Here is a 22,154-nt window from a genome sequence, read left to right on the forward strand (position 1 = left end):
ATTGGCAGGAATAAAAAAATCCATAGCGAATAAAGCTATTCGTAATCGATTTACGTTAGGGGGAGCAAGATTGTGAATAAAACCGACCTTGTCAAAGCAGTGGCTCAAAAGGCTGATATGACTCAGAAAGACGCAGAGAAAGCTATCAATGCTGTATTTGCCGCTGTAGAAGAAGCTTTAGCCAACGATGATAAAGTACAAATCATTGGATTTGGTACTTTCGAAGTGAAAACCCGTGAGGAGCGTAAAGGACGTAATCCTCAGACCGGCAAGGAAATTACTATTCCCGCTTCCAAAAATCCTGTGTTCAAAGCAGGTAAAGGTCTGAAGGATGCTGTAAACGCGTAATTCAAAAGTGGACAAGATGACAATAAACCAGGTTTAAAAACCTGGTTTTTGCTTACTCTGGTAATACGTGTGCACTTGTTGCAGCCGAGCTGAAACAGCAGGGGGCGGCCGGAGCGTTTATGGCAGCAGAACTGACGGTGCCTGTGCGGCAGCCTCCTGACTCACCGATTCAAATAAAAAGTGAGGAGTAATACATTCATGGCAGGCAAAATTTTGGTTATTGATGATGAGCTTAACATTCGCGAACTTATAAAGTTCAATGTGGAGAAGGCAGGCTATAAGGTTCTTGAGGCAGACAATGGCCAGACGGCGGTGGCTGTGACAAAAGCAGAGCAGCCTGATCTTGTCGTACTGGATCTGATGCTGCCTGGTATGGACGGTCTGGAGGTATGCCGGATAATCAAAAACTCCCGCGAAACGGCAGCCATTCCCATCATTATGCTGACTGCCAAGAATGAGGAAATTGATAAAATCCTTGGGCTGGAGTTAGGCGCAGATGACTATCTGACAAAGCCGTTCAGTCCGCGGGAGCTTGTGGCCAGAATTAAGGCAGTGCTGCGCCGCAGCCACAAGGACAATGTTGCCGGCGGCGAATTGGTCATAGGTAAGTTGAAGCTCAATTTTAGCCGTTATGAAGCGTATTTAGGGACGGTTAAGCTTGAGCTTACACCGAAGGAATATGAAATGCTCAAACTGTTTGTAACCAATACCGGTAAAGTATTTACCAGAGAGCAGTTGCTGGAAAAGGTATGGGGCTACGAATACTTCGGCGATACCCGGACGGTGGATGTGCATGTGCGGCATTTGCGAGTCAAGCTGGGGCAAGATAATGAAGTGGCTGAGGCGATTGAAACAGTGCGCGGTGTTGGTTACCGCTTTAAAGACTTGTAGCAGTATTTACCGGACGGTTGTTACGGGTCAAGGTTGATGCTGGCGTTTAAATTAGCAATAATATCGGCCAACGCGAGGATGCTGGTAAGATTGGTAATTGGGTCCAGGAGCAGTTGCTCAAGGATTTCTTCCAGTACGAACATGGTAAACAATACCACTGCGTTACCGGCGGCAATCGTTACATTGTGGGATTTGGCCAGCCTTTTTGCCTTTTTTTCCAATTGCTCAGGATTTAGCTCAGGACAGGCAGGCGCGGTATCGTTGGACTTCATACAGGCAACCCTCCTGGTGAATAGGATTTTGTTGGTTTTGTGCGAGACTGGCTTCAGCCGGGTTAAAATCCTGACTGAAACTAAGTCTCATTTTATTTTCCTGCAGACCGTTGTCCAAGGCTCAGTGCAAGCCGTGTTTTCTTTATGAAATTATGTTAGAAATGGTTATACTATGACAATAAAAAGAGGGAACTGCCCAGGAAAAAAAATCCGGCATGATGGCCCGGTTATTGCTTAGCTGTTTTAACTTATAATAAACGATAAGCCTGCGTGCGGAATTGCAGGTATTGCTGGACATAGTTACTCATAAAAATTAAGAAAAACTTAACAAGATATTAACATTCGCGCTGCTGCTTTTATGTTATAGTGCATATGAGAAACTACAGGAGGCTAGACTGGCTTATGACATATAAAATCCAGGTGAATAAACTCAAGCTATACTATGGAGAGGTCCTGGCCCTTAAAAAAATTTCTATTGCTATTGCAAAAAACAGTGTGCTGGCTCTTATCGGCCCGTCAGGCTGCGGCAAATCCACTTTTCTCAAAACTCTCAACCGGATGAATGATTTGATTGAGGGTGTGAAAATCGAGGGCGAAGTACTGCTTGACGGCGAGAATATATATCATCCCAAAGTGGATACCGTTATGCTGAGAAAACGGGTCGGGATGGTGTTTCAGCGTCCCAATCCGTTTCCTATGTCTATTTACGATAATATTGCCTATGGCCCGCGCATTCACGGACAAACCAGCCGGACTGTGCTTGATGAGATTGTGGAAAAGAGCCTTACAGGTTCGGCGCTATGGGACGAAGTCAAAGACCGTCTGCATACATCGGCTATGGGTTTGTCCGGCGGTCAGCAGCAACGGCTGTGCATTGCCCGGTTACTGGCCGTAGAACCGGAAGTACTGTTGATGGACGAGCCCTGTTCGGCGCTTGACCCCATTTCCACCATGAAGATCGAAGAATTGGTTACTGCGCTTAAAACAAGCTATACCATTGTTATGGTTACCCACAATATGCAGCAGGCAGCCCGGGTCTCTGATTATACCGGTTTTTTCCTGAATGGTGATTTGGTGGAATATGATCGAACCGATACCATCTTTACCCGTCCGCAGGATAAGCGAACCGAAGATTATATTACCGGGCGCTTTGGCTAAGGAGGAAGAACAATATGACAATAAGGCATAATTATGATCAGGAACTGGAACAGCTGCGCCAGAGCCTGTTAACTATGGGCATGGCGGTTGCGGGGGCTATTGATGATGCAGTGAATTCGCTGGCCCGGCAGGATGCTGAATTGGCTGGACGGGTTATGGATTATGATGACGAAATTGACCAAATGGAAATAGACATTGAAGACAAATGCATGGTCTTAATTGCCAGACAGCAGCCTATTGCCCGTGATCTCAGGATTATCGGCACAGGACTTAAAATCACCACCGATTTGGAGCGTATGGGCGATCACGCCTATGATATTGCTAAAATAGCCCTGGATATGGCTAACCAGCCGTTGATCAAGCCGCTGGTGGATATTCCCCGCATGGCGCAGATGTCTCAGAAAATGCTGAAAGATGCGCTGGATGCGTATATAACCTTGGACATTACCCTGGCAGAGCAAGTGTGCCTGAACGATGATGAGGTTGATAACATCTACCATCAGGTATTCAGGGAACTGTTGACCTATATGATGGAAGATCCCAGGACCATTACCCAGGCCACTCAGCTTATTTTTGTCGCCAGATACCTGGAGCGGGTGGCCGACCACGCCACCAATATTGCCGAGTGGACCATCTATCTGGTAACAGGCCAGCGCCGGAGAAAAAAATAGGTTTATAAACAGCAAACGGGATTGCCGCACCAGCACAGTGCGACAATCCCGTTTATGTTTTCTCCTGATGTTTCGCTCTGCTGAAACGAATCCGTCATCCCATCGTCCCTTTTTGCCGGCACCGGGCCGAAAACCGTTCAGAGTGCCCCAGCTGCGAGGCGCGACGAGGACGTGACCGTAGTCGTACTGGGAAGTACGTCGGAGGGAACGCCCGCAGGAGCAATGAAGCAGATGGGGCGCTATGGACGGTTTTTGCTTAAGGGGAGGGAGATGGTGAATACCGTCCCCACATCCACCTTACTTTCCACCTCAATGTGTCCGCCCAACATTTCCACAATAAACTTAGCGATGGCCAGCCCGAGACCGGTGCCGCCGGCGGTACGGGTGCGCGCTTTGTCTACCCGGTAGAACCGGTCAAAAATGAGCGGCAGGTCTTTAGCCGGAATGCCGATGCCGGAATCCTGGACAGCAATTTTGATCTGACTGTCTGTCTGCCAGCAGGTGAGCTGTATTTTGCCGGCTTCCGGGGTATACTTAATACTGTTTTCCAGCAAGTTAACAATCACCTGCTTCAGCCAGTCGGGATGAGCCAGGGCAGTAAGCCCCTCCTGTTTGCATTTTAAGATAACGGTTTGATTTTTTTGCTGCCACCGGGGAGACAGATCTTGTTTGGCCGCCGTCAGTACCGGCAGGATGGCTACAGCTTCTAAATGGATTTGTTCGCGGTATTCCTGGGCACTCAGCCGGGCCAGTTTGAGCAAATCATTAATCAGACGGTGCATCCGGTCGGCTTCGTCATGGATGATCCGGATAAATTTTTCGCTCAGTTCAGGCTGTTCCAGTGCGCCGTCTAACAGCGTTTCGGCAAAGCCTTTGATGGCAGTGAGCGGTGTGGCCAGTTCGTGGGAGGCGTTGGTAACAAAATCGGCCTGGCGGTCATGAATTTCCTGGAGGGTGGTTATGTCATGAAACACAGATAATACGCCGCCAATATCATTTTCGCTGCCGGTAATGGGAGCCAGGAAGACCTGGAATACCCGCTTTTTAGCATGAATATTGGTTTTTAAGTCGATAATCCTGCTTTGGTTTTCTTGCAGCGTAGTCTGGATTGCTTTATTGAGCAGACTATTGCCGATAACCTGAATATTGTGCTGCCCCAGCATTTGGTCGGTTATCCCAAAGATAACCATGGCTGTTTTGTTGGCAGTAGTGACCTTGCCAAACCTGTCAAGCAAGATAACTGCATCCCCCATGTTTTGGAGAATCAGCTCCAGTTTGTGATTTTGGGCAATCATATCATTGACCTTGTCCTCCAGGCTGGAGGTGAGATTGTTAATACTATGGGCCAGTATCTCCAGTTCATCGCCTGTTTTTATGAACACCCGTTTACTCAAATCGCCGCCGGCAATGGTGTTGGCTGTATGGATGATTTGTTCCAGCGGGCGGGTATACCGATAGGCAAAGGCCAAACTGAAGAGTATGGCGACAGCTGAAGTTAAGAGGGCGGCGGCCAGGAGGACGGATAATATTTTCCGGTAGCCGGCATCAATATGGTCAAGCGGCATAGCTACCCGTACCACACCGGTAATTTCGTTTTGGTAAAAAATCGGAGTGGAAACATAGAGCAGAGACTTCTCCTGCGTAGCGCTTGTCCGGATGTTATAGCTGTTGCCGCCGGACAAAGCTGCGGCTACTTCGGGACGGTCGCCGTGGTTTTCCAGGAGTGCGGGATTCTGTTCAGAATCGGCTATGACAGTGCCGCCAGCGTCAATAATAGTAACCCTTAAGTCAATCCGGGAACTCAGCTCTTTTATCTTTTCATCGATCTGGGCTTTTTGGATGGGACCGGACATATCACGGTAAATGAGTTCTTCAATAATTTTTCCCTGGCTGAGCATGGCGGCGTTAAGACTGGCAATGTTGTGCTGATAGAAAAACCATAGGATATAGCTGCCAAGCGCCGTCAATGTAAAGAGAACAATCAGTAAAAACAGCATAACCAGACGATTGCGGAGATTGCGGGCAAACATATGCGTGTTACCTCCCTGAAGGGATTTTTAAATGGGTGTTTCCTTGGCTTAAGACTGCGGCTTTTGCCGGTGGAGTGGAAGATGACCTGGTATATAGTAACAATATACCGTAAATGGTTTCTAAAAGCTACCTGGCTTTCTTTATCCTAACAGAAAGTATAACTTTCTTAAAAGCAGGATAAGGGCAACATCGACTTCCGCCGTCGCCAGAGGCTCGGCACAAGCCGTGTTTTCTTTAACATTCCCTTAACATTTCCTTAACACAAGGCTTGTTTAAATGAATTACAATAAAGATGCGAAAACCGTACAAACGTTAAGGAGGAAATAGAACAACTATGAAACTGTCGAAAAAACTGTTAGCAGGCGCATTGGCTATGATGTTGGGCGTAAGTTTAGTGGCCGGCTGTGGCGGTCAGAAAGAAACACCGAAAAATGCTCCGGCACAAGGAGAATTGTCGGGTACTGTTACTGCGTCAGGCTCGACGGCGCTGCTACCGTTACTAAAACCGGCTCAGGAAGAGTTCCAGAACAAAAATCCTAAGGTTACCGTGAATATTGCCGGCGGTGGTTCTTTTACCGGTCAAAATCAGGTAGCGGCAGGTTCTGTTACTATCGGCAACTCTGATGTGCCCTTGCAGGACAGCTTAAAAGATAAAGGCCTTGTTGAAACCAAACTGGTAGGTATCCCCTTTGTCTTCATTACTAATACCGATGTAAGTGTGGATAATTTGACCCAGCAGCAATATGTGGATATCTTTACCGGTAAAGTGTCCAACTGGAAAGAGGTAGGCGGTAAGGACCAGAAAATCACCATTATCCACCGGGCCAAATCCTCCGGTTCCCGCGGTGCCATTGCTGAAATTGTGCTGAAAGGCGCTGCTTTTACCGACAACGCAGTCATTCAGGATTCTAACGGCGCAGTCCGTGCAGCCATTGCCAGCACTCCGGGCGCTATCGGTTATGTGGATGCCGCTTATGCTGACCAATCGGTAAAAACACTGGCGTATAATGGCGTAAAATTTAGTATCAATGATGTAATTGACGGTAAATATCCGGTATATACCTTTGGCCGCATGTTTACCAAAGGCGAGCCCACAGGTGCGGTAAAAGCCTTTATTGATTATGCGACAAGTCCGGAGTTTCAAAATGTCTATGCTGAGAAAAACGGCTTTGTTCCTGTCACTAAGATGAAGAAATAAATATCCCTCCCCTTTACTATAAACAGTACAAGCCCTGAGCTGCCGCTCAGGGCTTGTACTGTTTATTTACCCTAACCTTAACATAAACTTAACATTGTATTAACAAAACAGGACACAATAATAGCGTATAATTGAGACGAACTATTCTTTTAGACAGGATGTGACTGTAGATGGCTGCAACCGCCAGCAATCGGGACCACCAACTCAAACTTATGTATGACAAATATGTGCGCTATTTGTTTATCGCCAGTGCGTTTCTTATGACGATAATTATTATATCTATTATTGTGTTTGTAGGTCAGCAAGGCTTGATGACTTTTAAGGAAGTCAGCCCCATGGAATTTTTCTTTTCTGCCAAATGGGATCCGACCGAAAACCAATATGGTGCTTTGAGCTTTATCGCCGGCTCAGTGTATGTCACCGTGCTGGCCGTGCTATTGGGGGCGCCGCTGGGATTGGCCGGAGCCATTTTTATGGCCAAAATCGCGCCTGACTGGCTGAGGGAAATCATGCGGCCGGCTACTGATTTGTATGTAGCCATTCCGTCAGTTGTTTACGGTTATGTCGGGTTGACAGTCCTGGTTCCCTTTATTCGTGAGTTTTTTCAGGTAAATACAGGGTTTGGCTTGTTTGCAGCCGCTCTTATTCTTTCCATAATGATTCTGCCTACCATTATCAGCATTTCCGAAGACGCCATCCGGGCAGTGCCTAAGACGCTGGAAGAGGCGTCGTTAGCGTTGGGAGCCACCCGCTGGCAAACCATTACGAAGGTGCTGCTGCCGTCCGCATTGCCGGGGATTTTGACTGCTGTTATTTTAGCCATGGCCAGAGCCATTGGCGAGACCATGGCAGTGCAGATGGTCATTGGCAATACACCGCAATTGGCTAAGTCGCTATTTACGCCAACGTCGACGCTGCCCAGCGAAATTGTGGTGGAAATGGGGAATACACCCTTTGGTTCGGCCTGGGGCAATTCGTTGTTCTTAATGGCGCTGGTGCTGCTGATCCTTTCGATTGTTATGATCTTGCTTATTAGACAGATTGCGGCCAGGAGGGTGGTATAATGTCGGCAAAAAGTCAGGATAAAGCAGCCACCGCTATTATGTGGCTGGCAGGGATTATTATTTTAGGCATACTTATTGTTTTTTTAGGATATATGCTGTATAAAGGACTGCCGGTGCTAACCTGGGATTTTATTACCGGCAAGCCCAGTGATATTTATGCCGGCGGTGGTGTGGGGCCGCAGCTCTTCAACTCCTTCTATATCCTGGGACTTTGTATGTTATTTTCTATTCCGGTAGCTGTTGGCGCCGGCATTTATTTAGCCGAGTATGCAGCCAACACCCGTTTGACAGATATGATTAGGTTAAGTACCGAAAGTTTGGCCACCGTGCCTTCGATTGTTCTTGGCTTGTTTGGCATGATTATCTTTGTCAATATGCTGGGAATGGGTTTTAGTATTATCGGCGGTGCACTTACCCTGATGCTACTCAACCTGCCGATACTGGTGCGGGTAACCGAGGAATCCATCCGGACTGTGCCTGCTCATTACCGGGAGGCCAGCCTGGCATTGGGAGCTACCAAATGGCAGACCATCTGGCGGGTAGTACTGCCGAACGCCCTGCCTGGCATTATTACCGGCATTACGCTTTCCGCCGGCCGGACGTTAGGTGAAACGGCCATTCTGATATTTACTGCCGGCACCACGGTATCCCGGATACTGCCTGATTTTAATGTCACGGCCGCCGGGGAAACCCTGGCAGTGCATATGTGGTACGTTATGGCGGTGGGCCTGGTCCCCGACCGGGTAGCTATTGCCGACGGCACCGGTGCATTATTGATTATTACCATTCTTATCTTTAACCTCATGTTTACTTTGCCCAGCAAGTATATCCAACGCAAAGCCAACGGCGGCGGTCATTAATTCACAAAGTGAGTGCTGCCGAAATGATAAACGGGACAGAAGCGTTAAACGCTCTGTCCCGTTTTTATCTTTAAGCCTGATAGAACGCAGGTCGCACCGCTATCAGGCCGACGGACCTGCTCTAAGACTGCCCGCACCTCCGCAAGCAGTGTTGCGAGGCGGGAGTTTATTTTATAATTTTTGCACAAGCTTCTGGATTAAAGGATACTCGTAATATTCGCCGTTGATGGCTTTTACTGCCGCAATAACTGAGGTTACCAGCAGCAGCAGCCAAAGCAGTGCTATTACCGGCAGCAGCAAGACACCAATTACTATCATGCATAACAAACTGGTGATTATAGAAAGTATCAAAATGGCGAGGTGAGCTATTAAGGCCTGTTTGGCGTGTTCGTAGACAAACGGGTCATCTTTTTTGAGCAGGAAAATGATCAGCGGCGCCACAATGAATCCCAGCCCTCCCAGTAAATAGGCCAGGTGGGCAAGTATGGCGAGCATTTTTTGTTCTCCCGTAATATTCATGGCGTCCCCCTTAATGTGGATTTAGTTAGCGGCTTAAGAGTATATACCCTATTATAGCAGATGGCCAGCCTAAATGTGTTGTTTCTTTATTTTGAACCGAACTGGCGGCTTAAAGTCACCGGTTCGGTTTTTTCCCGCACCTGAGGAATAAAATGAGTATTTTAGAACATGATAGACAAAAAGTATCTAATTGTGCGAGGAATAGTCATGTATTGCGATTTTTGCGGAAAAAACCTGGCCGGTTACGTAAAATATTGCCGCCATTGTGGCCGCAGGTTAAAAGACAGATTGGAAGATACCAGGCCATTGCCTGTTGTGGACGAAAGAATGTTAACCCTGAATACCGTCAAGCGGCAGGCGGCTCATTCTTTGTCCTGGTCTAATTTAGCGCTGCAAAGAAGGTTTCCCTTTAATAAGGGGCAAATGCAGAAACTAATATATGGAATAATCTCTTTCGCCATTATTGTAGTACTGGTATATATTATCATGACCTTTAAGACTCTGGAAGAATATCAGATACTTACCGCACTATGGGCGACTGTGCTGACGGTTTATACCTGGCGAAAAAGCAGGTAGATTAAGCAATTTAATTAGACTGCCGGGCAGCTTCATCCGAACCATCTGCCAACGGTTTTAGCTTTTTTTGCTTGGTGACGGCTTTATTCAGCTTGGCCCACGCTTTGTCCCATTGTGGTTGGGCGGCGGCTGACCTTGCGAGCTGCCAGCCGGTAATCAGACCCGCGTCACGGTGGGAAAGGCGGCTGGACGAAGCCTTGACCAGTTCCTGTAATAACAGCGGAGTGAAAGCAACATCCCTGATCTCGCCTAATATGTCCTGGAGCTGCTCCAAACGTCTGACAAGTAATCGCGAACTGTCCGGCAGCACGGGGGCCAGAGCCTCAAGCGTATAGCGGAGACGTCTGCCGTCAATCCGGAGTTCATGGACGGCAGCTAAATCGCTGAGATCAAGCTCATTGCCCTGTTGTAAGAGGGATGTAAGCCAATGGCCGAAACGGAGATAAGCAAATCTCTTGCATAATACCTGATTGTTGCCGGTGGCGGCCCAGTTTAGCAGAAATGACCATAATCCTAATAATACCGGTGTAAGTTCACCTGTGGCAACCGCAGTATGGAAGTTGTTTTTTGCGTCCTTGCGTTTAGCCGCAATGATTTCTGTCAGTACCGGCTTGCCTGAATAGTTAGGGATTACCCGGAGCATATAACCTGTCAACTGGTCCCAAGTCAGGCTAAACTCATCCAGGTCGCGGAGGCGGCCAAGCTTGCGATTCCAAGTGCTTAGCTTGTTCTGCCAGTCGGTGTACTCTTCGGGCGGCATTAGCGGCTCAGCAAATTGTAAGAGCGAGTGGAGTTTGCACAATACCATGCGGAAGTTATGCAGTACTTCTCTATCGTCAGGATTGGCCAGATAAGCCTGTTGGGCGCTGATTGTCTTGTGGATGGTATGGATCATGATTTCGCTGAGAGCCCGAGGTGCAGGCAGGACAGCACTGGCTTTTGTCAGCGGGGAAGGCAGGGGGATATCCTGGGCAAGACTGTCTGCCAGTCCGGCTAATACGGTTGCCCGGTACAGTTTGCTATCCTGTTCGGGCAATAGCGGAAACTGTGTGGCTAAAGCCGTCCCCAGCCAAATGAGAGCTTGCGGTTGTCCGGCTTGTAATTCCAGCTCAAGCTCTAAAATCTCTTGTTGTTTATCACCGGCCAGAATATTGCCGGCATCAAGCGCCAACTCGATGCTGCTGCCATCCGGAGTAATAATTTCCATCGTACTGCGTTCAAAGCAGGTGCTAAATACCGGCTCTAAAGGCCTATCACCTGCAGCTTCAGCCAGGCGGTCGCCGATATCTGTGAGGAGAAAGGGCTCAATGCTGGGCAGCGGGCTTTTTACCGGCACATTATACTCAAAGCGCTGGTGAAGCCCTCCGTCACTGGTGCCGTCGGCTTTGACGGTGGCTGTCCATTCTCTGTCGGCCGAACGCAGGCGGTACGACAGGCGCGATTTGAGTAAACGCCGGTCGGCGGTATCGTAATAGGTAGTTTCCAGTATTTGTTTACGCGGCAGCTGCGTGGCAAGCTCCTGGAGCAAAGGCGCGGTTAACAGGCTGTCGCGGCAGGACGGGTCAGCCAGGCGCAATTTAAGTTCTGCTTCTATGTTTGACATGGTGAAACACCTCCTATGTAGGCATGTCCAAAAATCCTCATTTTATCCGATGACTAACTCGCTCTAAGACTTCCGGCCTCTCCAGGTGGGAGTAAGAGCGACTAAGTCCCTGGATAAGGGCGACTAACCTTCAGATGGGGGTTAAACCCCACCTGAAGCTAAGTCTACTTTATCATAATATTCGCGTTTAGTTAGGCAACGCCTTTATTTGAAAAAATAAAAGGGACTGTCACTATGCTTGCGTCGTCAGCGAGCATAGTGACAATCCCTTTTAGGGGCTAGGCCACGATGTTTTTGTTAATTATGTGGTTGATGCCAACTGTAGCGCAGAAACATTCAAACAAGCCGGCTGTGCTGCGCTGCGCGAGGGGAAGAAGGCAGGTGGTCACAGTATGAAAGCGGGTATGATTTTCCTCTGTTACCCATTCTAAATAGTCGGCTGCCGCGGCAGCATTGTTGATAAGAAGCACATAAGGGGTTGAAGCCGCTGTATATATACCCTGGTATTCGCTGGCGAACGCAGTATGGTTACATTTAACCCAATTTTCATATTCCTTATGCCCGGCAAAGAGTTTGGCCCGGGCGTGGTGTGGAACACAAACATCCTGCAGCAGATGCGCGGCGGCTCCCAGGAAGAAAATGCTTTGGGCAAAATCGCTTTGCCAGGCATTTTTCAAGGCCAATTCATAATAGACCGAAAAATCATCAAGGGCGGTGGCAAATTGCCATAAGCCTTTGCCTGTCAATGGTTCATAGTAATGGCTGATATTTTTCCAGCCTTTGTCGGCCCAATATACGCCAGCCGTAAGCTCAGGAAGAAACTGCTCAAGAAAATATGCATGAGTTTCCAAACCGTCATTGTGTAAAATGGTAACCGCCTGCCTGTTAAGAAACTCATGCGTTATGCTGGGGCGGTCAAACAAACTTTGAAACGGGCTAATGGCAGTGAGCAACAGTCTGGCTCCGGCTACGCCTGTGGCTCCTGCTGATAATGACTTGGTTCGCATAAGTCATGTCCTCCCCATTACCAGTTGTCAACGCTTTTTAACGCGATACTGCGGCTCCGGAACTAAAGAGCTTTTGCCAGATGGTGGCTGCAATGGTTTGAGCGGCAGCGGGACGGGCAAGCAGGCCTGCCATCTCCCGCATATAATGCAGCCGCTCAGGTTCGGTCATCAATTCATAGACAGTGCTGGCCAGGTTATGGTTGTTTTGGACCCATAGCGCGGCACCTCTTTGGCTGAGATAGGCGGCGTTTTCTTCTTCCTGCCCGGGAATGGCCTGGCAGAAAAGCATCGGTAAACGCATGGACAACGCCTCGCTGATAGTAAGGGCTCCCGGTTTAGTGATAAGTAAATCGGCTGCGGCCATAAGTTCAGGAATGTGCCGGGAATAGCCAATGACTTTGACCGGATGGGTAAGCTCGTGGGCTTTTGCTAAAAGACTGCGGCGAAGGGTTGCGTTGCGGCCGGTCACCACCACTAAATTAAACGGCAGCGGTAAAGCATCAATCGCAAACACAGCCTGCTTTAAATCACCCAGTCCAAGACCGCCGCCCATAATGAGAATGACAGGGTGTGTATTGGTAAAACCCAGCGTCTGGCGAATGGCTGCCTGATCAGTCGCAGCAGGCTGGAATTTGGCGTCAATGGGAATACCGGTGGCATGAATGCGGGCTTGGTTGATCCCCTGCAGCGTTAATTCCTGTTTCAACTTGGCGGTGGCGACAAAGTATAAATCAGTTTCGCTATAGCACCAGAGGCGGTGTAAGGAAAAATCGGTAATAACACCAATAAGCGGTGTGGCAATTTGGCGGGTGCGCTTAAGATAGGCCGCCGCGCCGCAGGGAAAGGGGTGGGTGCAGATAATGGCCTCCGGACGGTGTTTGAGGGTTAAATCAAGCATGCTTCGTTTCATAGTTATGGCCATGAGATTTTGCACTTTACTGCCAGGCAGCGGCATCTGCGACAAGCGGTACATAAGATCATACATATCAGGGAAGATATCAATCATTTTAAGGTACGATTCTTTTACCAGTGTATTAAGATACGAGTTGCCGCCGGCCATGAAGTCGACAACCTCGGCTGCAGCTAAATGATTGCTTTCAAGTGCTGTCTTAATCGCCTGGGCTGCCTGTGTATGGCCGGCTCCCAGTGATGCGGAAACCAATAAAATTTTTACCGGTTTGTTTTTTGTCAACAAAGTTATCACCTCGTCACTATATATTCCGCGTTAAAGAATCTCATAGGTGCAGGCGGGTGGTGCATTGACAGCGCTCCACCACTGGCGTTTATATATAGCCTTATTTTTATCCGATAACCAGTTGCTGTTTTTCTGGCTTTAAAGCTGGATGCCAGAAGCAGGAGTCTTACTACTATGATAGCAAGTTGCAGCAAGACGACTGTTAACACCGGATTAATAAAGTGTTAAATTTTTTTTGATGCTTAACCCGCTCTATGGGGCTGGGTTTCTCAAAGGGAGTTATCTCCAAAGGATTCAGTAAGATGTAAGTTGACTTTATATACAAAAAAGGCCGCTAAGCGGCAAACAAGCGGCGTGTTTTTTGCTAAGCTATCGGGCTGTTGTCTGACTCGCTTTGTGCCGGCGGTCATAGACAACGCAGGAACCGGCTTGCTGTTTGGCCAGACTTTTTAGATCGGCGGCTACTTCGGCAAGCTCAAGATAATTGTTAAAAGGGTGCAATTGGTTAGTGACGACGGCAATGGAAATGGAAGTGACAGGGAAGCGTTCAAACTGGCCTTTGCGATTCTTGACTTCCAGATAGCCTTTAGTTAGATCGTCAGGGTGATACTGGCTGGTAACCTCGCGGTCAAATAGTTCAATAATGTTTTCTGCGATATTTTGTACATATTCGGGTTTGGTAATAATGATGAAATCATCGCCACCGATATGGCCGAAAAAATCATCGGCAGAGCCTGCCTTGCCAAGGCTCCGGCTTACTACCTGTGAGGTTAGCAGCAGTACTTTATCGCCGCGTTCAAAACCATATTTATCATTGTATGCCTTAAAGTTGTCAAGGTCAAGATACATAACCGCAAAAGCATCTCTGTTCTCAATCAGCTCCTTAAGGCGGCTTTCGATAACCAGATTACCCGGCAGGCCGGTAAGCGGATTGGAATTATGTGCCCGGTGGATTTGCAGGTTGGTTATATTATTTAACAGTGACATCACCGATACTATACCCAAAAACTTTCCGTCCCGGACAACAATGATAAAGTCATATAGGTTGTATTCTTCCCGCCCCATGGCAATTTGTGATACCGCTTCCAGCGGCAGTTCGGCATTAACAATGAGTGGTTTTTTATCCATTACCCGCTCAACCGGGCGCCGGTAATACAGGGACATTCCATAATTTGTGCCTAACTGATAATACAGTTTATCTTTCATGAGTAAGCCGACCGGCCGGTCCTCATCATCAACAACCACAAGGCCATTGACATGTCTTGTGGTAAAAATCTCCTCAACCGTATTTACCGCTGTGGCAGGTTGTACGGTAGGAACCGGCTCGGCAATTTCGCCGATGTTTATTCCAAGGCCTTTACGGGAACGGGATTTGGCCTGTTTATCCTGAAAATTAAAATCGGCAATCATCTCCAGCACCTCCTCAGATATTTTCGGCGGCGGAAAGTCCGGGCGTGCCAGAAAATAACCCTGACCATAGTGTACTCCTTTACTAATCAGGGTGGACAGTTCGTCAGCGCTTTCAATGCCTTCGGCAATAACCTTGCTGTGGATAACTGCAGCCAGCTTGGTCATAGCGTCAACCATAGCTTGTTTGAGCGGGTCTTTATCAATGGCATGAATAATGGAGCGATCAAGTTTGATGTAATTAGGACGAAGTGCTGCAATGGCTTCCAGACTGGAATAGCCTGCACCGGCGTCGTCTACGGCAATGCGGTACCCTTGCTGGCGGTAATGGTTGAGTGATTTGGCAAAGCTTTCGAAATCCGTAATGGCTGTACGCTCGGTAATTTCAAAAGTAACCTGATCAGGATTAAGACCCTGACGGATTAAGAATGCCTTAGTCAGGCCGCCGCGAAAATCAGGGTCCTTGACAACCTCGGCATTCATATTGAGAAACAGCAGCTGCTTTACCCCGAGGGTGGTAGCATGTCTAAGTGCTGTCTCGCGGCATAGTTGCTCGAGGGCTAATAGGCGGTTAGTAGCGATAGCAACGCGAAAGAGGTTGGCCGGATAATGCAGCGGGCTATCTGCCGGGCCGCGGCTCAATGCTTCATAGCCCATGATAGTTCCTGTTTGCAAGCTGACAATGGGTTGATAAACAGGTGTGATTCTTCTGCCTTTAATAATTGCCTCCAGCTCTTTTCCTAAGTCTGGTGTGATGCAGGGCGCGGATGATATTGCCGCATCGGCCAGGGAAATACCGCTGAGCTGCAGCGCCGCATTGTTAAATCCCATAATGCTACTACAAATGTCATCCAGCCATCGAGGCAGTTTTAGTGGCAACGTGATTCCTCCTAACAAGACTAGTAACTATATCCAGTATAATCCTCAACAAGACATGCTTTGTAATGATTGTGTTAAGTTTTTATAAATGTATGCAACAGGCCTTTGCTTGCCATAATAAGATAGAAGAAAATGTTTAGCGAGGTGGATTTAGGATGAACAGAAAAATTATTGTTTGTTTGGTATTACTTGGTGTTTTAAGTCTGGCGCTTATCGGCTGCAGTTCGCCGCAGAAAAAACCGGAAACGCCTCCGACGCCTGCTCCCCAACAAGCCACCCAGCAGCAAGAGCCGGATATTACTGTATTTATGCATGAAACCGGTGAGAAAAAGACTATGAAAATGGAAGAATATCTTGCCGGGGTTGTGGCCGGGGAGATGAAGAACGACTGGCCGGTAGAAGCGCTGGCAGCTCAGGCAATTATTGCCCGCACTTTTACGCTGGAGGCGATGGAGACCAAAGGTGGTGTGCCTGAACGCGGCACCCAGGCTTCCACCGATATCAAGGAATTTCAGGCTTATAATGCCAAAGCGGTTAATGACAATGTTAAAAAGGCCGTGCAAATGACACGCGGTATGGTTTTGACATATCAGGGCAAACCCATTAAAGGCTGGTTCCACGCTTCGGCCGGTGGTATTACCGCTACTGCCAAAGAGGGGCTCAACTACCGGGAGGCTGAGCCGCCGTACATCCAATCTGTTCAATCACCGGATGAGTTGGCACCTGCAGATATTAAAAACTGGACAATTGTTTTCCCGAAAGAAGCTGTTATGGCAGCTATGGCTAAGATGGGTAAAAAAGTAAACGATATCAGCAGTATTGAAATTACCCAGAAAGGCCCGTCAGGCCGGGCAGTTATGCTTAGGGTTAACCGGGAAGTGGAAGTGTCAGCACCTGAACTGCGGGTGGCGCTGGACAGTACCAAACTTAAATCCATGCTGTTAGACAAAATCGAAGTCGGGGAAGAGAATGTAACCTTTGCCGGTAAGGGCTACGGTCATGGAGTCGGTATGTCCCAGTGGGGAGCTAACCGTATGGCGAAAGAAGGTAAAAAGCCTGAGGACATTGTTACCCATTATTTTAAAGGCGTGAAAGTCGAAAAGCGTTGGGATTAAGGTGAATAAGACAGAAGAACCGTCCCCTTGTATGCACCGGCGTGAAACAGCCAAAGTTACTTTTTATACTATCGGGATGATTTATCACCGTCCTCCTGGCGTGATTGCCTGGTGGTCGGCCGCTTTTCCCGGATTTGGCTATATTTCGCTGTGCAGCCATTTGAAGGGGTATCTGTTTATTATCTGGGAGATTATCATCAATGTTAATTCCAACTTAAATGCAGCCATTGTTTACGCTTTTACCGGCCGGTTTGACATGAGTATTGCCGTAGTTGACAGCCGGTGGCTGCTCTTATATTGCCCTGTCTACATTTTTAACATTTGGTGCAGCTACCGGATGGCTGTCAGCATCAATAAAGTGGCGCAAATCACCCAAAATCAGCCGCTCAGTATCAAGCCGCAGGCTATTACCGGGATAGGGATTAATATCCTGGACAAGCGGCCGCCTTATTTGGCGATTGTCTGGTCGATGCTCATGCCCGGACTGGGGCATGTTTATACGACCAGACTCACCACGGCGTTAGTGCTGATTGGAATATGGACAATGACTGTCTTTTATTCGGGTTTTTTGCCGGCGCTGCACCTGACCCTGCTTGGTCAGTTCGGCCAGGCGGTATTGACTGCTGATCCTCAATGGCTGCTGTTTCTTCCTTCTATTTACTGTTTTAGCATGTATGATGCTTATGCCTATTGTGTGGAGTACAATAGTCTGTTTGACCGGGAGCAAGCCCAGTTTCTGCACAATAATTACCAGGATGCAGCCTTTGAAATGCCGCTGTAGTGCTTGTAGTAGTATTTATGATGGAAGGCCTGAAACATGTATATTATCGCTACCTATCGCCACTCGCTCAATCTGGAGCTAGCGGTTGCCCGCCTGGAGGAACAAGGCTTGGGTAAAGCTAACATTATGGCTGTGCCATTACAATGTCAAAGAACTTCTGTTCATGTGTTGACTTCCCTGCAGGATACTGATGGAGTAGGCATGGTTGGGGGTTCGTTGGCCTTTGGGACGGTTACCATGGTGCTTGCGACAATATACGGGTTTGTCTGGTATGGGGGGCCGATTGTCTGGGGCTTGATCGGCTTGTTCTGCGGGACTGGCCTGTGGCTGACAGGTTCAATTATTTTTCGGAAAAGAAACTGGGGAAAAAATGGAGCCTGTAATACCGGGTTTGGCCAGATTGTTCTTATTATCCGTTGTGAGCCAGCTGAGCTTCAGACGGTAAAAAATATTTTGTCAGACAATATGGCACAGGCTATTGGCGTACTGGAACGGTAAAGGGAGGCTGTCCGGCGGTGGGGAAAAACAATAAAGATAACCCGTGCAGGCTTGGCAAGCTGTCAGATATTTTACCGGAGAATGAGCTGCATATAGTCAAGAGACACCTGACCATGCTAAAGCAATTGATTCAGGACAGCGCCCGCATTGGCGAGGAGATGTCCGGGGTTTTGGCTGATCTTAGGGCTGTACCATCTTCCAATAATGATATGTTTGTTTTTACACCAGAGTTATCGCAAAATATTACTTTATTAAAAGCGGTTTTTCGCGATTGCAATGATATCAAATTCCGGTTTCTTAAAACAGGCGGCAGACAGGCGTTGCTGGTATTTCTGGATGGTATGATTGATTCGGTTGCGCTGGAACTTAATGTATTGAAGCCGCTGATGGTGTTTGCCGAAGAGGGCAGCGATTTAAAAAAGCTAATGGAGGAAAGGCTCACGATAGTTGCCCTTAACCTGGAAACAAGTGCCAATGCTGCGATTGAGGCTGTCATGAGCGGCAATGTTCTTATTTTAATTGACGGTATACCGGAGCTGTTGCTAATTGACGCCACTAAACATGTCAAACGCAGTGTCAGTGCACCGGTGCTTGAAGAAAGTTTGCGCGGACCGCAAGATGCTTTTAATGAGACGCTGGCAGATAATCTTGTGCTGCTGCGCCGGCGCACTAAAGATCCCAATATCAAAATCCGTATCCTGGAAGTGGGTGAGCGCAGCAAGACCGCAGTAGCGCTGATTTATTCGGCGAATTTGGTTAAGCCCGGACTTATGGAGGAAGTAGAGCGCAGGCTTCAGGCTCTTGATAAGGATATTATCCTGGTATCCAAAACGCTGGAAGAGACTCTTGTTGAGCATCCCTGGACGCCTTTTCCGCAACTGGACTCTACGGAGCGGCCGGAAAAGGTAATGGCTGCCATCTATGAAGGACGGATGGCAATTCTTGTGGATAATACTCCGGCTTCCATTATCATCCCCTGTACCTATGCCAGTATTATGCAGGCTGTTGACGATTATACCATCCCGGCTTCGGTGGCCTGCCTGGTCCGGATCAGCCGTCACGCGGCCGCGTTTATTGCCATCTACCTGCCGGCATTATATATTGCGATCGTATCCTATCATCCCGGCATGCTGCCAACCGGTTTGGCGATATCCATTGCCGAACTTAGGGCGCGGACACCTTTCCCCTCGTTCTTAGAGGCACTATTAATGGAAATCCTGCTGGAGCTTTTTCAGGAAGCCATTACCCGGCTGCCCAAGAAGGTCTCCAGTGCCGCCAGTATGGTGGGGGCTTTTGTTATTGGCACTACCGTTGTCCAGGCCGGACTGGTCAACCCGCTGCTGGTTGTGGTAATTGCCACTACCGCTATTGCATCCTATGCCATGCCTTACTATTCTTTTGGCCTGGGGCTGCGGGCGCTCAGGGTTCCCATACTGTTTCTGGCAGCTACCCTGGGCTTATACGGAGTGATGCTGGGTGTTATTATTATTACCGTGCACCTTTGTTCGCTGAAAAATTTTGGCGAGTCCTATCTTGGCAGCATGCTGGATGTTGATACTATTTCTGATTGGAAAGACACATTGATTCGCGCGCCGCAAAGGTTCATGAAGAATCGACCGGTAGAGTTTGGCGCACAGGATAAAAAGCGGACAGGTGACAGTCAGTAGTCCGCCAAGTCTAAAGCTAGCGGATGAATCGCGACAGGAACACTATGGATTTGGGCTTGGGGGACTGCTGTTATGGCTAATCTGGAAGTAAAAAACAAGATGTCGGCAGCGCAGTTTGGCGTTGTTATGTCAGCCGCCATTCTGGGGGCCGGGTATATTAACCTGCCTACTCAAATTGTTCCCCTGGCCGAGCAGTTAGCATGGATAAGTGTCCTGATTGGCGGTGCCCTGTTTTTTGGTTCGGCCTGGATCATGATTAAACTGGCAGCACTCTATCCGCAAACCGATCTTACGGACTATCTGCCACAGCTTTTGGGAAAATGGCTTGGGATTGGTATCATTGGTTTCTTAGTGCTGATATTCCTGATAGCGCTCTGTGTAGCGCAAAACCAGTTCAGCCGGGTAGTAACGTTTTTTCTGTTTGACCGTACACCGCCTGATGTGATTATCCTGTCCATGCTGGCTGTTATCGTATATTCCACCATGCAGGATCTGGGAACCATTGTCCGGGTAGCTGAATTTACCTTTTTTGTTGCTATTGCCATGAGTGGTGTCATTTGGTTTGCGGGAATTTTCAACTTCCAGCCGGAAAACCTGCTGCCTTTTTGGACAGATAAGCCTATGAATATTTTGCAGGCTGCCCTAAATACCAGCGAAACGTTCGGCGGGTATGAGATTGTTTTATTACTGTTTCCGTTAATTTGCCAAAAACGTCATAACCTTGTGAAAGTGGTGGGGATTAGTTTTATTTTGATCACCCTGGTCAGTGTAAGCATTGTTGTGATGACGGTTGGGGTATTAACGGCAGCGGCTGTTCCCAATGAATCTTATCCAACGTTAATTGTTGTACGCAGTGTTGAATTGCCGGGTACCTTTGTGGAACGGTTGGAAAATTATTTTCTGCTTGCCTGGATTCCGCTCAGCTTTAACTCTCAGTCGCTGTTTCTTTATATGGTGGCCAAGATCATGACCCGGTTATGGGGATTTGCCGATCACCGTCCCTGGGTATTGGCATTGGTGCCATTGATTTATATCGGGGCAACGCTGCTGGATGGCCTGGAACTGATTGCCTTGGCCGGAAAGGTAATCAACCTGCTGGCGCTGGTTTTTTCTCTGGGAATCATACCGTTGGTATATCTTTATGCTAAGTGGAAGCATCGAGGAGTGACCGCAGGTGAAAGTTAGGAGGCGCCTGGCCGGTATGCTGCTTATCCTGACGATTGCCGCTCTTACCGGCGGTTGCTGGGACAGGCGTGAAATCCAGGACCGGAATTTTGTCATGGCTGTGGCCATTGATACAGCCGATGCCGGTCAGCAAACAGAGCAGAAAAAAGCGGAAGCCAAAGCAGAAACCTTTGTCCAGCCGCGGGGGGATAAACGCTACCGGGTCAGCTTACAGATACTGAAATTAATTAAGAATGGCGGCAATGGACAAAATGGCGGTGATAACAGAACCTATGTCCTGTCTAATACAGGGCAGTCGATATTTGAGATTGTTCGTGATATGCTGGGTCAAACCAGCAAAAGTCTGTTTTTTGAGCATATCCAGGCTGTTGTTATCAGTGAAGCGGTGCTGCGGGAGACAGGCATTACCCCGATTATCGACTTTTTTTTGCGCGATGCCGAAATGCGCTGGCGGATAAAAGTATATGTTACGCCCGGCGAGGCCAGGCCCATTCTTGAATATGCGCCGCCCAGCAAAGAAGCCGGCGGAATCTATCTGGCCAATATTGTGAGAAATCATACTAAAAATCTTCATGTTGCCGGTGCCCGTACTGACTTGGGGAATATTAGCATCATGCTGGACAGTAAGTCTGATTTGATTATTCCCCGGCTTGATATGGCCGGTAATGTAGTGAAGGCAAAGGGTGCTGCGGTATTCAAAAAACACAATTTCGTCGGCTATGTTGATGAACGGGCGGTAGCCGGGCTAAAAATGATTCGTGCTACAGAAAAGTCGGCCATTATTACGCTGCCGGGTGAAGAAGCGGGTGAGCTTTTGGCGGTAGAAGTATTTCGTCACGATACCCGGCTTACACCGCATGTTGACGGAGATAATGTTTATTTTACCCTGGATATCACTATGTGGGGTAATTTAGGCGAGCATCAACTTCCCCACCGTACAGTAAAGGCCAATGATCCGGCATTTATCCGCCGGGTGGAACGGCAGGCGGCTGAAGAAGTAAAAAGCACTGTTCTTTATAGCAAAAATGTCTGTCAGTCGTTGGGAGTCGATGTGTTGAATTTCGGCAACAAACTCAAAAGGTATAAGCCTAAAGACTGGAATGCCATCAAGGATGACTGGGAGGAAATATACCCGAATGTTCCCTTGGTAGTGTCTGTAAATGTTGTGATCAATCAGCTTGGCGAGCACAAGTAAACCCGTTTCGGCAAACCGGAACCGGCAGGAGTGT

General features: G+C 48.2%; 21 protein-coding genes. 14 read left to right on the plus strand and 7 right to left on the minus strand.

The window, feature by feature from the left end; all coding sequences use genetic code 11:
* Positions 1 to 72 precede the first annotated feature (72 nt).
* Both GT1_RS09315 and GT1_RS09320 read left to right on the plus strand, forming a co-directional pair.
* The gene (locus GT1_RS09315) at positions 73 to 348 is read left to right on the plus strand and encodes an HU family DNA-binding protein (protein WP_075752600.1); all 276 of its coding nucleotides are present in this window, start codon (positions 73 to 75) and stop codon (positions 346 to 348) included.
* A gap of 198 nt (positions 349 to 546) precedes the next feature.
* Positions 547 to 1,239, plus strand: coding sequence for a response regulator (locus GT1_RS09320; RefSeq protein WP_075752602.1), 693 nt, complete (start codon positions 547 to 549; stop codon positions 1,237 to 1,239).
* Positions 1,240 to 1,259: 20 nt separating this feature from the next.
* Here GT1_RS09320 and GT1_RS09325 read toward each other — a convergent pair whose 3' ends face one another.
* A complete protein-coding gene (locus GT1_RS09325) occupies positions 1,260 to 1,511 on the minus strand; it encodes a hypothetical protein (RefSeq protein WP_075752604.1) in 252 nt (83 codons plus the stop codon).
* A 402-nt stretch (positions 1,512 to 1,913) separates the two neighbouring features.
* On the opposite strand from GT1_RS09325, the gene pstB reads away from it, so the two are divergent.
* Together pstB and phoU are read left to right on the plus strand one after the other, a co-directional pair.
* Entirely contained in the window at positions 1,914 to 2,669 is a 756-nt protein-coding gene (gene pstB / locus GT1_RS09330; RefSeq protein ID WP_075752635.1) for a phosphate ABC transporter ATP-binding protein PstB, read from the plus strand.
* 14 nt (positions 2,670 to 2,683) lie between these two features.
* Positions 2,684 to 3,340, plus strand: coding sequence for a phosphate signaling complex protein PhoU (gene phoU / locus GT1_RS09335; RefSeq protein ID WP_188398474.1), 657 nt, complete (start codon positions 2,684 to 2,686; stop codon positions 3,338 to 3,340).
* Positions 3,341 to 3,579: 239 nt separating this feature from the next.
* Here phoU and GT1_RS09340 read toward each other — a convergent pair whose 3' ends face one another.
* Complete coding sequence (locus GT1_RS09340; protein ID WP_188398475.1) at positions 3,580 to 5,370, minus strand: ATP-binding protein; 1,791 nt, start codon at positions 5,368 to 5,370, stop codon at positions 3,580 to 3,582.
* A 335-nt stretch (positions 5,371 to 5,705) separates the two neighbouring features.
* On the opposite strand from GT1_RS09340, the gene GT1_RS09345 reads away from it, so the two are divergent.
* The 3 genes from GT1_RS09345 (at position 5,706) to pstA (ending at position 8,493) form a co-directional block, all read left to right on the plus strand.
* Positions 5,706 to 6,569 carry a phosphate ABC transporter substrate-binding protein gene (locus tag GT1_RS09345; protein ID WP_075752641.1) on the plus strand — a complete coding sequence of 288 codons (864 nt, stop codon included), beginning with the start codon at positions 5,706 to 5,708 and terminating at the stop codon, positions 6,567 to 6,569.
* 170 nt (positions 6,570 to 6,739) lie between these two features.
* Positions 6,740 to 7,633: a phosphate ABC transporter permease subunit PstC gene (gene pstC, locus GT1_RS09350; protein WP_188398476.1), complete on the plus strand. Its 894-nt coding sequence runs from the start codon at positions 6,740 to 6,742 to the stop codon at positions 7,631 to 7,633.
* The gene (pstA, locus tag GT1_RS09355) at positions 7,633 to 8,493 is read left to right on the plus strand and encodes a phosphate ABC transporter permease PstA (RefSeq protein ID WP_188398477.1); all 861 of its coding nucleotides are present in this window, start codon (positions 7,633 to 7,635) and stop codon (positions 8,491 to 8,493) included. Before pstC ends, pstA begins: the two co-directional genes overlap by 1 nt.
* Before the next feature lie 171 nt (positions 8,494 to 8,664).
* Here pstA and GT1_RS09360 read toward each other — a convergent pair whose 3' ends face one another.
* A complete protein-coding gene (locus tag GT1_RS09360) occupies positions 8,665 to 9,012 on the minus strand; it encodes a DUF4870 domain-containing protein (protein WP_188398478.1) in 348 nt (115 codons plus the stop codon).
* Between the two features lie 288 nt (positions 9,013 to 9,300).
* Between GT1_RS09360 and GT1_RS09365 the strand changes: the two genes are divergently transcribed.
* The gene (locus GT1_RS09365; protein ID WP_188398479.1) at positions 9,301 to 9,588 is read left to right on the plus strand and encodes a hypothetical protein; all 288 of its coding nucleotides are present in this window, start codon (positions 9,301 to 9,303) and stop codon (positions 9,586 to 9,588) included.
* Positions 9,589 to 9,598: 10 nt separating this feature from the next.
* On the opposite strand, the gene GT1_RS09370 is transcribed toward GT1_RS09365, so the two are convergent.
* The 4 genes from GT1_RS09370 to GT1_RS09385 form a co-directional block, all read right to left on the minus strand.
* Positions 9,599 to 11,191 carry a CYTH and CHAD domain-containing protein gene (locus GT1_RS09370; protein WP_188398480.1) on the minus strand — a complete coding sequence of 531 codons (1,593 nt, stop codon included), beginning with the start codon at positions 11,189 to 11,191 and terminating at the stop codon, positions 9,599 to 9,601.
* 278 nt (positions 11,192 to 11,469) lie between these two features.
* A complete protein-coding gene (locus GT1_RS09375) occupies positions 11,470 to 12,198 on the minus strand; it encodes a zinc dependent phospholipase C family protein (protein ID WP_188398481.1) in 729 nt (242 codons plus the stop codon).
* A 37-nt stretch (positions 12,199 to 12,235) separates the two neighbouring features.
* On the minus strand, positions 12,236 to 13,390 hold the full coding sequence (locus GT1_RS09380) for a glycosyltransferase (protein WP_188398482.1): 1,155 nt from the start codon (positions 13,388 to 13,390) through the stop codon (positions 12,236 to 12,238).
* Positions 13,391 to 13,762: 372 nt separating this feature from the next.
* Positions 13,763 to 15,631, minus strand: a complete 1,869-nt coding sequence (locus tag GT1_RS09385) for a GGDEF domain-containing protein (RefSeq protein ID WP_223226138.1) — start codon at positions 15,629 to 15,631, stop codon at positions 13,763 to 13,765.
* Positions 15,632 to 15,834: 203 nt separating this feature from the next.
* On the opposite strand from GT1_RS09385, the gene GT1_RS09390 reads away from it, so the two are divergent.
* From GT1_RS09390 to GT1_RS09415, 6 genes are all read left to right on the plus strand, one after another.
* The gene (locus GT1_RS09390; protein WP_188398484.1) at positions 15,835 to 16,794 is read left to right on the plus strand and encodes a SpoIID/LytB domain-containing protein; all 960 of its coding nucleotides are present in this window, start codon (positions 15,835 to 15,837) and stop codon (positions 16,792 to 16,794) included.
* Position 16,795: 1 nt separating this feature from the next.
* The gene (locus GT1_RS09395; protein WP_188398485.1) at positions 16,796 to 17,575 is read left to right on the plus strand and encodes a hypothetical protein; all 780 of its coding nucleotides are present in this window, start codon (positions 16,796 to 16,798) and stop codon (positions 17,573 to 17,575) included.
* Positions 17,576 to 17,611: 36 nt separating this feature from the next.
* A complete protein-coding gene (locus tag GT1_RS09400) occupies positions 17,612 to 18,073 on the plus strand; it encodes a hypothetical protein (RefSeq protein WP_188398486.1) in 462 nt (153 codons plus the stop codon).
* 17 nt (positions 18,074 to 18,090) lie between these two features.
* On the plus strand, positions 18,091 to 19,740 hold the full coding sequence (locus GT1_RS09405) for a spore germination protein (protein ID WP_223226139.1): 1,650 nt from the start codon (positions 18,091 to 18,093) through the stop codon (positions 19,738 to 19,740).
* Positions 19,741 to 19,812: 72 nt separating this feature from the next.
* The gene (locus GT1_RS09410) at positions 19,813 to 20,925 is read left to right on the plus strand and encodes a GerAB/ArcD/ProY family transporter (RefSeq protein ID WP_188398487.1); all 1,113 of its coding nucleotides are present in this window, start codon (positions 19,813 to 19,815) and stop codon (positions 20,923 to 20,925) included.
* Positions 20,915 to 22,120, plus strand: coding sequence for a Ger(x)C family spore germination protein (locus GT1_RS09415; RefSeq protein WP_223226140.1), 1,206 nt, complete (start codon positions 20,915 to 20,917; stop codon positions 22,118 to 22,120). The genes GT1_RS09410 and GT1_RS09415 overlap by 11 nt, the downstream gene beginning before the upstream one ends.
* The last annotated feature ends 34 nt before the right edge of the window (positions 22,121 to 22,154 follow it).

Origin of the sequence: Sporomusa sp. GT1, assembly GCF_014634905.1 — a bacterium.
In the GTDB taxonomy this organism is placed as follows: domain Bacteria; phylum Bacillota; class Negativicutes; order Sporomusales; family Sporomusaceae; genus Sporomusa; species Sporomusa sphaeroides.